Here is a 14687-nt window from a genome sequence, read left to right as displayed (position 1 = left end):
GAACACGAAGTGAACACACAGGCAATACAGGAGAGACTTTGCTCTCCAACCCCATGTAATACAATCCCAATATTAGGTGAAAGGAGTGTTTTATAATGAACACAATGACAATGACAGTAGCGATGAGTGTTGCGGCCGCCGCAGAGGTAATCGTCTCCTAACTGAATATCATTCGTGGAATAACCGTTCACCTGAATTTGTATAATTGCATATACAACCGACAGGCACGATTATGGTCGTGTTTTTTTTATTCCATTTTGATAAGAATGGTATGAGGTTTAGGGGCGATGAGATTACTCTCTGCAAATCCGAACAAAGTTTAATCTTTGCGACAATTTGAGGAGGTTTTCATCCATGAGTTACAAGAACGGGAAGGACGTTCTTCCCCCTAACCTATTAAAACAATTACAAGAATATATCCAAGGTGAAATCGTATATATCCCTAAGAAAGAGCAGAAACGCGCTGGATGGGGAGAAAATAACGGAACACGCATTATTATCGAGCGTAGAAATCAAGAAATTTTCCGGTTGTACCAAACAGGCTCCACGGTGATGGAGTTAATTAAGGTCTTTCATTTATCGGAAGACAGCATCCGCAAAATTATTGTGAAAACGCGCGAGTTAACAGCTAATCAAGCATAGAAGCAGCATCCATTGTGGATGTTGCTTTTTTTCTTTGCTCGGCTCTACATGAAATTGTAAAAGGTTGGATGTTTTGAAAAGGGATCGGGGAGATGGCTAGCGAATTTAAAATGAACCTTATAAATTACATAATTCGACAGGAGGAGTTTTCATGATATCTGTATTTGTCTACGGCACACTGCTTGTGGGAGAGAGTAACCACTTCGTAGCAGCTCCTTTTGTGCAGTCCGTGCAATCGGGCACGATTTTTGGCCGTTTATTTGATGTTGGACCTTATCCTGCGCTTTTGCTAACGGAAGGCAATGGGGAGCAGCACGTTGTTGGAGAATGGTTGGAAGTGACGGAAGAAGGCCTGCAAGCGATGGATGTTCTGGAAGGTTATTATGGTCCTGGCGCCTCCAATAATGAATATGACCGCGTCTGGATCCGAGATGTGAACGGGCAGCGTGAAGGTTGGGTTTATATCTACCCCACTGTGGATGGACTTAAAGAAATTAATGGCTCTTCGTGGAAAGAATATGACGCATCGCGAATCAAATAATATTTTTTGACTTTATTCGACAAATTCCTATCTTGCCTATGAGCATGATGTTATAATTAAAGTTATATTTTAATAGAGGAGACCTTTATGTCTGTATATAAAATATTGCTGGCTGACGACGAGCTTGCACTCCGCTTTCTGCTCACAGAAACGTTATCGGATGAAGGGTATGAAATCACGGAGGTAGAGGACGGTCAACAAGCCATTGAACAGCTTCAGAAGGAATCGTTCGATCTGGTTATCCTTGATTATATGATGCCGGAGCGTACGGGTGTTGAAGTATGCGAGTGGCTTCGTCAGAGCGATAACGTGAACAGTGACCTGCCTGTTATTCTTTTAACAGCGAAAGCCTTGGACAAAGATAAAGAGAAGGCCAAAGCAGCAGGCGTCACCACTTATATTGTGAAACCATTCAGCCCGCTTCAACTTCTAGATACAGTCGGACACTTATTAGAGAGTTGATTTGAAACCTATAGAGATTAATTTTATTTGTAAAAAGGGTGATTGTGCGTCATGAATCATACGAATCTAGAGCCAAAGAGCTCCAGGTCAGAGTCGGATAAAGATGCAAGAATTCTAAGACAAGGCAGGAAACTGTTCATTCGCGAGTTTGAAAAGCAGTTGAAGGAGCTTGAAGCTCTAATAGGTGCTGTTCGCGCTTTGCCAGTCGTAGAGGACTTGAATCGGTTCTATCGCATTATCCATACGCTGAAGGGCAGTGCGCCGATTTTTGGCTATGACAGGATTGGCCGGCTGGCGGAGGAATTGGTGCGCCTATGGGAATGGACGCAAACCATCGATCCGGATCAGGCGTTGTCGTTGACATCGACGAACCCGGTTCAAGAAAACGTTGAGCGCAGTCTCGGGCTCCTTCGCAATATGAATATGGAATACGATATCTGTCTGACGGAGATCCAAATGGACGAGCAGAAGGATCCTACAGGAGGTTCTATGCTTCGAACGTTAAAAAGCCGCTTGCTGCTTGTCGATGATGACGAAGTGCTGCGTTCGTATTTGACCCGGCGCCTTCAGCTTGATGATTGCATTGTCGATGAGGCTGCTGATGTGGAGTCCGCTATAAAACTATTGCGTACGCACACCTATGATCTCGTGACGCTTGATCTCATGATGCATCCGCAATCGGGCTATGAGCTGTTTGAGTTTCTCAAAGAAGATCCAACGTTGAAATGGCTGCCTCTCATTGTTCTATCAGGGCGCAACGATTTGAATGATAAAGTTCGCTGCTTCCATCTAGGGGCTGACGATTATGTGACCAAGCCCTTTCAGTATGAAGAATTAGCCGCCAGGATCTATGGTTTGCTCAAAAGGACGAAAAACTTCGAGCAGTTGGCCTTCCGCGATCCGCTTACCGGCGTGTTCAACCGGCGGTATTTTGACCTTCAGATTGGCATGGAGCTTCAGCGGATTGAGCGGTATCCCGCTCCGATATCGCTTGTTTTTATCGATATTGATTATTTCAAAAGAATCAATGATACATATGGACATCACTTAGGAGATTTGGTGCTGCAAGGCTTGGCTCATCTCTTGCAAACCAATTTGCGCTCAACGGATTTACTGGCGCGTTTTGGCGGTGAAGAGTTCGTGATTGCCCTTCCGAATACAACTTTGGAACAGGCGCATTCCACGATGCAGAACATTCTTCACATCATTAGCTCGAATCCTGTTGCCCACTATGAGGGAAAACCTTTCTCCATCACGTTCTCCGCAGGGGTCGCCCAGTGGCAGGAAGGGTTATCCGTGGCGGATTGGGTTTCGAAGGCGGACGAAGCGATGTATCAAGCCAAACAGCAGGGGCGGAACCGCGTTCTGTGCGCTGCCGCAGAGAAAGAGAGCGATCCGAACAAATCGGCGCCGCCGCCTCTTCCTGAGAAGAAAAGCTTGCTAATCGTTGACGATGATCCAATCTTAAGAGCGATATTGACTTCTCATCTGGAGCATTTGCCGATTGCCATCACACATGCATCCGATGGGGAAGAAGCGCTCAGCTTGCTGCAGGAAAAGACCTATCATGCGTGTATTCTAGATGGCATGATGCCTAGGCTGGACGGTTTTTCCTTGTTAGATCAGATTAAAAAAGATGAGCGCTCCGCGAATGCGAGCATGAAGGTGCTGATGCTTTCCGGCAAGAAAAAGGAAGACGATATGCTCAAAGGCTATCAGATGGGCGCTGATGACTATATGACGAAACCTTTCTCACTCGTAGAACTGGAAGTTCGCGTGAAAAAACTAATGAACTTTATCTAACAAGCAGGAGAGCGGGGCGTATGTCCGCTCTCTTTTATCATTTTTACATAAAATAGCGCTGCCCATTTTGCGACAACCCTACTTTCTGGTAGAGTGAAGGTAGAGGACAGGTTAGGTAGAAAGGAGCGTGATCCCATGTCGGAGAAAGAAACGCTTGTACGTTTTGGCATCTCTATGCCGCAATCATTAATTGAGCAATATGATCGGCTCATTGCCATTCAGGGTTATAGTAACCGCTCTGAAGCGATCCGAGATCTCACACGCAAAGCGTTGTTGACCTCCAGCAGCATGCAGTTGGACGAAACGGTAGCCGGAACGATTGTAATGGTATATGACCATCATATTAGCGATCTGCCCATTACGTTGATGGAACTGCAGCATGAATATCACCATGCCATTATTTCCACGATGCATATTCATTTAAATCATCAGCAATGCTTGGAAATACTAGTTGTTAGGGGCAAGGTGGAGAAGCTAAGAGAATTGCAGCAGCGAATTCAAGTGCTTAAAGGTGTCGGATATGCCGAGTTGTCTGTGACTCATGTGGATGAGCATGGATCCTCGCACGAGCATCCGCATACGCATGTGTAGAATTCGAAGTTGCGCTCTTTTTTTGTTAAAATTAGGCATGGAGGTGCGAGATGTCTGATAAAAAATATTTTAGCTTGGAAGAAGCGAATGAAATGCTTCCGTTTGTTGATCAGGAGTTAAAGAAAATGCAAATGCTGAAGCGGGCTTTTGAGGAGAAATACACAGAGCTTCGCAGGAAGAAAAATGAGTTGGCTGAGAAGCCCGGCACGGAAAAGGATCCATTTTTTATGCAGGAAGCCGAACTTGAATTTATGCAAATCGAAGCGCGCGGGCTGATCCAACATTTTCAGCAAACGGGTATCGAGCTTAAGGATATAGAGACGGGTCTTGTGGATTTTCCCTCTACGATCGGGGGCCAAGAAGTTTTGCTTTGTTGGAAACAAGGAGAGGACAAGATCCGTTATTACCACGGCAAAGAAGATGGTTTTGCCGGACGTAGACCAATAACGGATTAGAGGAATTTATTTATGTATAAACAGAAACAACATGTTCGTCGGTTTTGGTTCTTGCCTGCTGTTTTATTGTGTATATTATCAATGATGCTCTTAAGTTCTTTCGTCGCCCCGCAAACGGCTTCTGCTCATGCATCACTGGTACAGGCAATTCCGGAATCGGGCGCTAAGCTGGAAAGCTCTCCGCCCCAAATCGCTATTACCTTCAATGAACCTTTAGATGCAGGGCTCTTTTATATCAAAGTCTTCAATCATGACGGCGACGAAATGACCCGTAATAAAGCTTATTTGAACAAAGAGCAAACAGGTGTGCTCCTTGATCTGCCTAAGCTGACCGAGGGCGTTTATTTAATCAGCTATCATGTCATTTCGGCTGACGGCCACCCTGTTGGCGGAAGCTATCCCCTGACAATCGGCAATCCGCCGCAAGAAGATACGCTAGATCTTCCTTCCGCTCATGCTAATCACGAGCACGGTTCAGGTCCGCTGACGACGAAAGTTCTCTTGCAATATGCGTCTCGCGGGCTGTGGTATCTCATGGTGCTCGCTTTGACAGGATGGGTCATATGGTTAAGGATGCTAGGTACGAATGGCGGGAATGAAACAAGAAAAACATTATCTTCATGGACGCTGAATTTGCAGCGTGCTCAACTTGTCGCCCTCCTTTTGCTTATTTTTACTCATATCGAGGATTTACTAGGCGGCGGCGGTGTAGAAGAAGTCGTGAAGCTTTTTAGTGCGACAAATATCGGGATATCCTGGCTGATTCTACTAGTCTTATCTTTCCTCGGGTTTGTCCTTATCGGCAGGTGGGCATGGTTAGATTGGATATGGCCATTAGGCTTGCTAGCGGCCAAAAGCTTTAGTGGCCATGCGGCTTCTTTTTCACCTGTATGGGCAACGATCGGACTTGATTGGATTCATTTGGTGGGCGCAGCCATGTGGGTGGGAGGCTTGGTACTTCTCTACGCGAAGTGGCGTCAGAAGAACAGTGACATTGCCACGTACATGCGACAATTTTCGAATATGGCGCTGATTTCCATTATCGTGCTCACGATATCCGGATCTTTATCTGTGTTGTTATTCCTGCCGAATTTGCATTATTTGTTATACGCCGGGTGGGGGATCTTGCTGCTAGTGAAAGTTGGCGCAGTTATTCTAGTCGTGCTTACGGCATTTGTGATTCGTCTCATGATGCGCAAAAAGAAGGCTGCACAGTCCTTCCTATGGGTAAGAGTGGATTTGACCCTAATGGTTATCATTGTGCTGTTGGTGGGAATTATCACCTATGTGGCGCCAATTCCGGCCAATGAACCGCTGCAGTGGCATCAGATGGGAGATAAAGTCCATGTATCTGCGGATATTACACCAAAAATCCAGGGAACCAACTCGTTTACAGCCAAAGTATTCCTTCCTGAAAATTCAGGGAAACCGAAGCAGGTGCTGATGATTCTTCATTATTTGGACGACAAAGAGATCGCTCCGATTTCAGTGCCGATAGCGGCTTATGAGGATAAGGAAGTAGAGGAGTCATACGGCTTTGCCAAGTTCAGCTATCGAGCGGAGGGAGCTTATCTGCCATTCAGAGGGAACTGGGAATTGGAAATGCGTGTGATGGATACAGAGGATAATGAAACGGTTTACAAAAAAGAATTCATCGTCTACTAACACATTGACCGAAAGTAGGTGCCGTCATGGCTTGGATTAACATGCTCGAAAGAGAACAATTGTCTGTTAAATTGGATGACAAGGATGAGGTGGCCTTGCTGGAGATCAACGATGGCGGAATATCACCTAACTATGTGACGGTTCGCCTGAATGAAAATGAGATTGATGAACTGATTGAAGTGTTGCAGCGAATTAAACGAGCCATTCAATAGCTTGCTTTATATACGAAGTAGCTGTCCCATAAGTTAAAAAGAAAGAAGCTCTCCCTCCATCATTTGATGGCTTCTGGGAGAGCTTCTTTTTTTGCGGAGTCATATCCGCGCAGCCTCTTAAAACAAGCTCCAGTCAAACTCCTGCGAAAGCTTCCCCAGGAGATGAACGCCAGCGGTGCTGTTGCCTTTGCGGTTGAGGGCAGGGCTGACAAGACCGATGCCGTATCGTCCGGGCACCATCGTTAGAATACTGCCGGACACACCGCTCTTAGCGGGAAGCCCTACGTTCATGGCGAACTCGCCTGAAGCATTATACATCCCGCAGGTAAACATGAACGTCTTCGCGATTTGTACGAACCGCCGCGGAATCAGGCGCTGGTTGCGAATCGGATCGACGCCGTTATGGGCGAGAACTAAAGCCATTCTCGCCAAATCCGTGCAGTTCACTTGGATGGAACAGTGGCTGAAATAGACCTGCAGGACATCGTCAACCTCGCGGTCCAGAACGCCGTTATCTTTCAGGAAGTAAGCAAGCGAACGATTTCGGTGGGCCGTGTCTGATTCCGATTTGAATACATCCTGATTAATGTCCAGCGCCGGATTGTCCGCAAGTTCCCGGAAAAACTGCAGAATTCGCTGCGTTTGTTCAGGTGGCGTGTCCCCTGCAATTAAGGACGAGATAGCGATAGCTCCGGCATTGATAAGCGGGTTAAAAGGGATACCGGGCTCTACCAGCTCGAGCTTCAGCATCGAGTTGAAATCGTCTCCTGTCGGCTCCATGCCGACCTTGGAGAACACATACTCTTCGCCGTTATCCATGAGAGCCAGAATAAGGGTGAATACTTTGGAGATGCTTTGCAGCGTAAAATGATAGTCGGTATCACCGGCTGCAACGGTATTCCCTTCTGCATCCATGATGCAGATCCCCAAGATATCAGCTGGAGCATTCGCTAGTTCAGGAATGTAGGAAGCAACATGGCCATCTTCGGTATGGACTTTGCTAGCTGTAACCCATGACGCCAAATGGTCATTAAGCTGCTTCCAAGTTGTTGTATGCTCGTCCAAGTTCATCTAGAAGTTAGTCCTTCCTATTGCTTAAGCTTTCCATGCTTGTGGGTGGTTGTCGCTGATAAGATCCGTTGCACTTGCGTTTGCAATAACTTGCTCAGGATTTTTGCAGCCTGGAATGACGCTTGTTACAGCATCATGCTTCAAGCACCATGCGAGCGCCCATTTGGCCATATCCATGCCTTCCGGGACTTCTTCTTTTTGAATGCGCTGCACTTCCTCCAGCTTTTGTCTGACGTTCTCCGCATCATGGCGATGACGGACATCGTTGTTGCCAAACACCGCACCAGGCTTGTACTTGCCGCTTAGATAGCCGCTTGCCAAAGGCACGCGTGCCAGTACGCCAAGATCCTGATTCACACAGGAAGGGAAAACAAGCTCTTCCGGCGCTCGATCTAGACGATTGTAGACCACTTGAATCGCTTTGGAATTTACCTTCGTAGAGGCTTCGGTCTGATGGATGTTAGCATTGCTGCCGATGGAAGTTCCCAAATGTCTGATCTTCCCTGCCTGCACTTGTTTATCTAAGGTTGTCCATAAGTCATCGTTGTCGAATACACTGTCCGGTCCCGAGTGAAATTGGTATAAATCTATGTAATCCGTTTGCAAAGCCTTAAGCGAAGCATCCAACTGTTTGATGACACTTTCCGAGTTGAATTCGTCGGTTCGCGTAAATAGATCATGGAAATGGTGACCAAATTTCGTGGCTACAACCCAATTCTCACGATTGCGTCTGGATAAATAATTGCCGATAAACGATTCGGAAAGATGATCCCCATAGCATTCCGCGGTATCTATTAGGTTAATGCCAAGATCAGCGGCTTGATCCAAGATAGCATCTGCTTCTGCTTGCGTGTACGTAAGTCCCCATTCTCCTCCGAATTGCCAGGTTCCAACACCAACGATAGAAACTTTTAAGTCTGTTTTCCCAAGTCTGCGATATTTCATGGTAATCACTCTCCTTTTATAGTATCCAACCTCATTAAACGCTATTGATGCAAGGTTGTCAAAAGATAAAAAGCCCCCAACCTTCCGAAGAAGGAGGGAGCCTGATGGATACATTAAGCAAGTTCAGCGGAAAGGTCTTTTTCAGCTTTTGGACTTGTCTTTTTCGATTTAGGGCCAACTTTAATGTTGCCGATAAAGAGGGTAAGAACTGCCCCCAGCAATACGAATACTAGCCCGATTATGAATACTTGATGAAGAGAGGAGACAAGGGCATTTTTTAAAATAGGCAGCATGTGCTCTACAAATTCTTTCGGCATTTTCGCCAACGTTTCAGGACTTAAGAGAGACGAATACAAGCCCTGCGGATTGGAGTGAATCATATCTGTCATTTGATTGGATAATTGGCTCGCTTCTGCAGGCAGCTGCTTAACAACAGGCGTTAAGTCCTGATCGAGCAAAACCGATGATTTGTGGTTCATGATGGCACCTAGAATGGTCATACCGAACGTACCGCCGATTTGACGGAAGAATTGGCTGGAAGACGTAACCACACCAAGCTCAGATTTCGGGAAGCTTTCTTGCAAAGCAAGAGTTAGAATCGGCATCACAAGCCCCATGCCAAGACCTAAGATCAGCATATAGGCAGAAGCTATCAGTTTGGTTGTGTCTATGCCCATCGTGCTTAGGAAATAGAAGCCTACGGCCATGATGATCATCCCAGCTAACAGTTGCTTGCGTACACCGATTTTATGAATAAATTGACCGGAAACTACGCTGGCCGCAATCATCGTCAGCATCAGAGGCATCATCACCGTACCGGACGCAGAAGCGCTGATCCCGACAATGCCTTGCATGAAGAGAGGTACGAACATAATAGCACCGAACATACCGATAGCCATAAGGAAACCTACACCGTTAATGGTTGTAAAAGTTCTGTTTTTAAATAAACGAACGGGAAGAATTGGCTCTTGCGCTTTGCTTTCAATAATGACGAAGGACACTAACGATACAATCGCTAAGGCAAACAGACCAATGATTTGCCAAGATAACCAAGCATAATCTTTACCGCCGAATGTCAATGCTAGCAGCAGGGAAACAACACCGATAATCATGGTGGCAATCCCCGGAATATCGAATTTCACTTTACCGATGGCTTTATGCTTAGGCAGTGCAATTGCGATTAAGATAACAGCCAGGATACCAACGGGAAGATTGATATAGAATACCCAGCGCCAATCTAAAGCATCAACGATCCAACCGCCGATTTGCGGACCGACAACGGAAGAAAGACCGAAAATCGCACCGAAAACACCTTGCCATTTGGCACGCTGTTTACCGGTAAATAGATCCCCGATAATAATCATCGCCATCGGCATCATGATACCACCGCCCAGACCTTGCAAGCCGCGGAACAGGATGAGTTCCGTGATGTTCTGGGACATCCCACATAACGCGGAAGCTCCGATAAAAATGATAAGACCTGTCACATAAATAACGCGGCGGCCCATTAAGTCAGCCAATTTACCAGCGATAGGAACAACAACGGTTGAAGTCAGCATATAAGCTGTTGTAAGCCAAGCCATTAAGCCAAGACCGCCTAATTCACCAACGATACGAGGCATGGCGGTTCCGACAATCGTACCGTCGAGGGCACCGAAAAGCATGGCAATAATAAGTCCTGTGAGCAGGAGGCCGCGATTTTTTAGTACAGGAGCCGCTGATTCGGAAAGGTTGTCGTCAGAAATTGTTTTTTGTATAGTTTCCAATACAGTTCACTCCTTTTTTAATCATAATAGATTTCAATAATAGGTGGTTAGCTTTTCAAAAGCACTTACGAGGACCCTGAGTTCTTCAGGCGGGAGCTTAGATAAGCCTCGGGCGATTACTTCTTTTTGAACGTTTTGAGCTGTGGTAAGAACCTCTTGGCCAAGCTCTGTGTTTTCTACGAGAACAATGCGCCGATCCGATTCATGATGCTTGCGTATGACATGTCCGCTTTGGACAAGACGATCGATCATTACGGTAATCGCACTTGGTTTGACCCCCATTTTCTCAGCGAGAACGGTTTGTTTGGGAGTTCCCTCCTTGGCGATCATGAACAGCATAAATAACTGAGGCCCCGTTAACTCTGATTTCAATTCAGCGAATACGGCGCTGTTAATTTTTCGATGGGCTGCTTCAAACGTTGTCCGAAAACGATTGGTATAAGCCATCAAGTCATCTTCCATTGAAACGCTCCTTCCGGTTAATTGCATGATCAAATGATTAAACAATAAAATATTTATATAAATTAATGTTTAAACTGTTTAAATAAAATATACGCTTATTTACTTTCCGAGTCAACTGGGAAAATGCGAAATGTGAAGGGCGTATACTTGCATATGAGCACTATCTTGCATATAATTACTGGTACATATACGTAAAATGCTTTGACGGAGAAGAGTACGCAGTGCTTCTTGACAGGGAGGGTAAGTCGTTGATTGAGAGCTGACCCCGAGAATCAGGCTGCAGAAGTTCGCTCCCGAGCAGTCCTTTGAACCGAGCTAAGCTTTATTGGCTTTCTTCTAAGTAGAGGGAACCGGACACATCGTCCGTTATCTGGAATGAAGTGAGATCGTTTTTTGGCCTATTGGGCGGGAAATGTATCTAATTAGGGTGGTACCACGGCTTTTCGTCCCTTGCGAGGGAGCGGAAAGTCTTTTTTGTGTTTTCATTTTGGTTGATTCAGGGGCCTAATTCAGGAGGGATTGCAATGAAAGAGCGGTTAGAAGCTTTGAAGCAGGAAGCACTGCAAGAGCTAAGCGGCGTACAAAGCCAGCAGGAGCTGAACGATTTACGTATTAAATATTTGGGTAAAAAAGGTCCATTAACCGAGGTTCTTCGCGGAATGGGGGCGCTAAGCGCAGAAGAGAGACCGATCATCGGGCAAGTGGCGAACGATGTTCGCGCTGCGATTGAATCGGTGATCGAAGAGAAGCAAGCGGCGTATCAGCAGCAGGAAACGGAAAACAGACTTCGTGCTGAAATGATCGACGTTACACTGCCGGGCCGTCCGTCTGAGCAAGGCGCCGTACACCCATTAAGTAAAGTGATTCAAGAAATTGAAGATATTTTCATTGGAATGGGTTATACCGTTGCCGAAGGCCCGGAGGTTGAGCAGGACTATTACAATTTCGAAGCGCTGAATCTGCCCAAAGACCACCCGGCGCGCGACATGCAGGACTCCTTCTACATTACAGAAGAAATCCTGATGCGTACACAAACTTCCCCTGTTCAAGTGAGAACGATGGAGAAACGTAAAGGTGAAGTTCCGATCAAAATCATTTGCCCGGGTAAAGTATACCGCCGCGACGACGACGATGCGACACATTCCCATATGTTTACGCAAATCGAAGGTCTGGTGATCGACCGCAACGTTCGGATGAGCGATTTGAAGGGTACCTTGCTGCAATTCGTGCAAGAAATGTACGGCAAAGAAACGAGAATCCGTTTACGTCCTAGCTTCTTCCCTTTCACAGAGCCAAGTGTCGAGGTTGATGTGAGCTGTGCGATGTGTGGAGGCGTTGGCTGCCGGACTTGTAAACAAACAGGTTGGTTAGAAATTCTCGGAGCGGGTATGGTGCATCCGCGCGTTCTTGAGATGGGCGGCTACGATCCGAAGGAGTATACAGGGTTTGCTTTCGGTATGGGCGTTGAGCGTATTGCCATGCTGAAATACGGAATCGAAGATATCCGTCATTTCTACACGAATGATCTGCGTTTCTTAAAACAATTCTTACATTTGTAAGCACTAGGAAAAGGAGGGGTTAAGCATGAATGTTTCATACCAATGGTTATCGGAATATGTAGATGTATCAGGTTTCACAGCTGAGGAATTAGCGGAAAAATTAACCCGAAGCGGTATCGAAGTGGATATCGTAGAGGATCGAAATAAAGGCGTAACGAACGTAGTTGTCGGGTATGTGAAATCCCGTGAGAAGCATCCGGATGCGGATAAATTAAGCGTGTGTATCATTGATGCCGGTCAAGGCGAAGATTTGCAAATCGTCTGTGGAGCCAAAAATATCGATGCGGGTCAAAAAGTGCCTGTCGCTATGATTGGAGCTGTTCTACCGGGAGGCTTGCAAATCAAACGGGCCAAACTGCGCGGCGTTGAATCCCAAGGTATGATTTGCTCTGCCAAAGAGCTTGGCTTGAATGATAAACTGCTGCCGAAAGAAATTCAGGAAGGTATTCTGGTGCTACCGCAGGAAACGGAAGTCGGAAGCTCTGTTCTTGATGTTCTGGCGATCAATGATAAAGTGCTGGAGCTTGATCTGACTCCGAATCGTTCCGACTGCTTAAGCATGCTCGGAGCTGCTTATGAGATCGCAGCGATCCTTGGCCGCAGCGTTAAACTGCCGGATGCGGAAGCGGCGCTGCAACAGGCTGGATCAGCCGGTGTGAAAGCCGCTGACCGTATCAGCGTGAAGATCACAGCGACCGAGCAGTGCTCTCACTACGCAGCGCGCCTGATCGAAGGCGTGCGCGTAGGCACTTCTCCGCTGTGGATGCAAAACCGTTTGATGGCGGCAGGTATCCGTCCTATCAATAACATCGTCGACATCACGAATTTCGTGATGTTGGAGTATGGTCAGCCGCTGCATGCTTTTGATGCAGAACAGCTGAACAACGGCCACATCGACGTACGCCTTGCTGAGGCTGGCGAGAAGCTTGTTACGCTCGACGATGTTGAGCGTACCCTGGAGCCGCACATGCTGCTTGTCACGGACGGCACGAAGCCTGTAGCGATCGCCGGTGTTATGGGCGGCGCGAATTCCGAAGTGACGAATGATACGACTCGCATTTTGCTGGAATCCGCAAAATTCGCAGGCTCCTCTGTGCGCCGCACATCGCGTCAACTAGGCCTTCGCTCTGAAGCGAGCCTTCGCTTCGAGAAAGAAGTGAACCCGGAAGCGGTGCTTCCGGCATTGAACCGCGCGGCTGCATTGATTGCTGAGTATGCAGGCGGCAAAGTCGCGGACGGCATCGCCCAAGCTATCGCCGGCTCGCACAAGCCCGTCAGCATCGAGCTAGCTGCTGACCGCGTGAACAACTATCTCGGGACGGCGCTTTCGCTTGACGAGATGGGCCAAATCATCGAGCGCCTGCACTTCACGTTCGAGCCGGCGGGAGAAGGCAAGCTGCTCGTGCACGTGCCGAGCCGCCGCGGAGACATCACACGGGATGTTGATTTGATCGAAGAAGTGGCACGCCTCTTCGGCTACGATAACATCCCGACGACCTTGATGACCGGCGTGACGACGCCAGGCTCCTTGTCCAAAGAGCAGTCGATTCGCCGCATCGCGCGGAATCTCCTGACACAAAGCGGGCTGCATGAAGTCATCACGTATTCCTTCACGCACCCTGATCAAACCGTTTCGCTGCCGGGTCTATATCCAGCAGCTAAACCGATCTCCCTCGCAATGCCAATGAGCGAGGATCGCAGCCAATTGCGTACCAGCTTGCTTCCGCATTTGCTGGAAGTCGTGAGCTACAACCGGAACCGTACGATGGATGATGTGGCTATTTTCGAAATCGGCAAAGCATTCATTACTGATGAGTCAGCACTTACTGCGCTGCCGCAAGAGAAGCTTCTGCTTTCTATTGCTATGACAGGCAAACGCCGCGGGGCGCATTGGGCGCAGAAGTCCGAGGCCGTTGATTTCTATGATATCAAAGGAATCTTTGACCGCCTGATCAGCTACTTGGGTGTCAAAGGTCTTACTTACACATCGGCTTCCCCGGATGGTTTCCATCCAGGGCGTACAGCAGAGCTTTTGCTTGCTACTTCCGTAGGTTCGAAAGTAATTGGCCGAGTGGGTCAACTGCACCCAACCGTTCAACAACAGCGTGATCTGGATGACACGTATGTGCTTGAGGTCGAACTGTCTCCTATTCTGGAAGCTGCTGGCGATGCTATTGTGTATAAATTGCTGCCGCGTTATCCGTCCGTTGGACGCGATCTTGCAGTCGTTGTCAATGCAAGCGTACCGGTCGGTCTCATGGAGCAGTCCATTGCCGAAGTTGCCGGCGATTTGCTTGAATCTATCCAGGTTTTTGATATCTACACAGGAGAGCGCCTTGGTGCAAATCGTAAGAGCGTAGCGATCGCTCTCGTGTACCGTCATGCGGAAAGAACCCTGTTGGACGAAGAAGTAACGGAGCTCCATGCCAAAGTGGTTCAAACCCTTGAACAGCAATATGAGGCAGAGTTAAGAAAATAGAGCAAGTTTCTCATAAGTTGCAGGAAAACAGGCT

The 14687-nt window shown here is 47.4% G+C and carries 14 protein-coding genes; 10 read left to right on the top strand and 4 right to left on the bottom strand.

Annotated elements, in window-relative coordinates; genetic code table 11:
• Positions 1-354 precede the first annotated feature (354 nt).
• From ACUN27_RS31395 to ACUN27_RS31360, 8 genes are all read left to right on the top strand, one after another.
• A complete protein-coding gene (locus tag ACUN27_RS31395; protein WP_127457334.1) occupies positions 355-642 on the top strand; it encodes a CD3324 family protein in 288 nt (95 codons plus the stop codon).
• 151 nt (positions 643-793) lie between these two features.
• On the top strand, positions 794-1183 hold the full coding sequence (locus tag ACUN27_RS31390) for a gamma-glutamylcyclotransferase family protein (protein WP_315953309.1): 390 nt from the start codon (positions 794-796) through the stop codon (positions 1181-1183).
• Between the two features lie 87 nt (positions 1184-1270).
• Positions 1271-1645 carry a response regulator gene (locus ACUN27_RS31385; RefSeq protein WP_315953310.1) on the top strand — a complete coding sequence of 125 codons (375 nt, stop codon included), beginning with the start codon at positions 1271-1273 and terminating at the stop codon, positions 1643-1645.
• Positions 1646-1696: 51 nt separating this feature from the next.
• The gene (locus ACUN27_RS31380) at positions 1697-3448 is read left to right on the top strand and encodes a response regulator (RefSeq protein WP_445560211.1); all 1752 of its coding nucleotides are present in this window, start codon (positions 1697-1699) and stop codon (positions 3446-3448) included.
• Between the two features lie 135 nt (positions 3449-3583).
• Entirely contained in the window at positions 3584-4039 is a 456-nt protein-coding gene (nikR, locus tag ACUN27_RS31375; protein WP_315953312.1) for a nickel-responsive transcriptional regulator NikR, read from the top strand.
• 50 nt (positions 4040-4089) lie between these two features.
• On the top strand, positions 4090-4494 hold the full coding sequence (locus tag ACUN27_RS31370; RefSeq protein WP_315953313.1) for a DUF2203 domain-containing protein: 405 nt from the start codon (positions 4090-4092) through the stop codon (positions 4492-4494).
• Between the two features lie 81 nt (positions 4495-4575).
• Entirely contained in the window at positions 4576-6159 is a 1584-nt protein-coding gene (locus ACUN27_RS31365) for a copper resistance CopC/CopD family protein (RefSeq protein ID WP_445560210.1), read from the top strand.
• Between the two features lie 26 nt (positions 6160-6185).
• Positions 6186-6371: a hypothetical protein gene (locus ACUN27_RS31360; RefSeq protein WP_315953315.1), complete on the top strand. Its 186-nt coding sequence runs from the start codon at positions 6186-6188 to the stop codon at positions 6369-6371.
• Positions 6372-6488: 117 nt separating this feature from the next.
• On the opposite strand, the gene glsA is transcribed toward ACUN27_RS31360, so the two are convergent.
• The 4 genes from glsA to ACUN27_RS31340 all read right to left on the bottom strand — a co-directional run bounded on the left by glsA (position 6489) and on the right by ACUN27_RS31340 (position 10615).
• Entirely contained in the window at positions 6489-7442 is a 954-nt protein-coding gene (glsA, locus tag ACUN27_RS31355) for a glutaminase A (protein WP_315953316.1), read from the bottom strand.
• A gap of 24 nt (positions 7443-7466) precedes the next feature.
• Entirely contained in the window at positions 7467-8387 is a 921-nt protein-coding gene (locus ACUN27_RS31350) for an aldo/keto reductase (RefSeq protein ID WP_315953317.1), read from the bottom strand.
• 113 nt (positions 8388-8500) lie between these two features.
• Positions 8501-10132 carry an MDR family MFS transporter gene (locus ACUN27_RS31345; protein WP_445560684.1) on the bottom strand — a complete coding sequence of 544 codons (1632 nt, stop codon included), beginning with the start codon at positions 10130-10132 and terminating at the stop codon, positions 8501-8503.
• A 54-nt stretch (positions 10133-10186) separates the two neighbouring features.
• Positions 10187-10615 carry a MarR family winged helix-turn-helix transcriptional regulator gene (locus tag ACUN27_RS31340; RefSeq protein ID WP_157319565.1) on the bottom strand — a complete coding sequence of 143 codons (429 nt, stop codon included), beginning with the start codon at positions 10613-10615 and terminating at the stop codon, positions 10187-10189.
• 524 nt (positions 10616-11139) lie between these two features.
• Between ACUN27_RS31340 and pheS the strand changes: the two genes are divergently transcribed.
• Together pheS and pheT are read left to right on the top strand one after the other, a co-directional pair.
• The gene (pheS, locus tag ACUN27_RS31335) at positions 11140-12174 is read left to right on the top strand and encodes a phenylalanine--tRNA ligase subunit alpha (protein ID WP_127457323.1); all 1035 of its coding nucleotides are present in this window, start codon (positions 11140-11142) and stop codon (positions 12172-12174) included.
• 25 nt (positions 12175-12199) lie between these two features.
• The gene (pheT, locus tag ACUN27_RS31330) at positions 12200-14653 is read left to right on the top strand and encodes a phenylalanine--tRNA ligase subunit beta (protein ID WP_445560209.1); all 2454 of its coding nucleotides are present in this window, start codon (positions 12200-12202) and stop codon (positions 14651-14653) included.
• Positions 14654-14687 lie beyond the last annotated feature (34 nt).

Source organism: Paenibacillus sp. WC2504, from assembly GCF_052682475.1.
This window is presented reverse-complemented; position numbering and strand designations above follow the sequence as displayed.

Coding starts and splice junctions, on each gene's coding strand:
- ACUN27_RS31395 (WP_127457334.1), top strand. CDS start 355: ATGAGTTACAAGAACGGGAAGGACGTTCTTCCCCCTAACCTATTAAAA.
- ACUN27_RS31390 (WP_315953309.1), top strand. CDS start 794: ATGATATCTGTATTTGTCTACGGCACACTGCTTGTGGGAGAGAGTAAC.
- ACUN27_RS31385 (WP_315953310.1), top strand. CDS start 1,271: ATGTCTGTATATAAAATATTGCTGGCTGACGACGAGCTTGCACTCCGC.
- ACUN27_RS31380 (WP_445560211.1), top strand. CDS start 1,697: ATGAATCATACGAATCTAGAGCCAAAGAGCTCCAGGTCAGAGTCGGAT.
- nikR (WP_315953312.1), top strand. CDS start 3,584: ATGTCGGAGAAAGAAACGCTTGTACGTTTTGGCATCTCTATGCCGCAA.
- ACUN27_RS31370 (WP_315953313.1), top strand. CDS start 4,090: ATGTCTGATAAAAAATATTTTAGCTTGGAAGAAGCGAATGAAATGCTT.
- ACUN27_RS31365 (WP_445560210.1), top strand. CDS start 4,576: ATGATGCTCTTAAGTTCTTTCGTCGCCCCGCAAACGGCTTCTGCTCAT.
- ACUN27_RS31360 (WP_315953315.1), top strand. CDS start 6,186: ATGGCTTGGATTAACATGCTCGAAAGAGAACAATTGTCTGTTAAATTG.
- glsA (WP_315953316.1), bottom strand. CDS start 7,442: ATGAACTTGGACGAGCATACAACAACTTGGAAGCAGCTTAATGACCAT.
- ACUN27_RS31350 (WP_315953317.1), bottom strand. CDS start 8,387: ATGAAATATCGCAGACTTGGGAAAACAGACTTAAAAGTTTCTATCGTT.
- ACUN27_RS31340 (WP_157319565.1), bottom strand. CDS start 10,615: ATGGAAGATGACTTGATGGCTTATACCAATCGTTTTCGGACAACGTTT.
- pheS (WP_127457323.1), top strand. CDS start 11,140: ATGAAAGAGCGGTTAGAAGCTTTGAAGCAGGAAGCACTGCAAGAGCTA.
- pheT (WP_445560209.1), top strand. CDS start 12,200: ATGAATGTTTCATACCAATGGTTATCGGAATATGTAGATGTATCAGGT.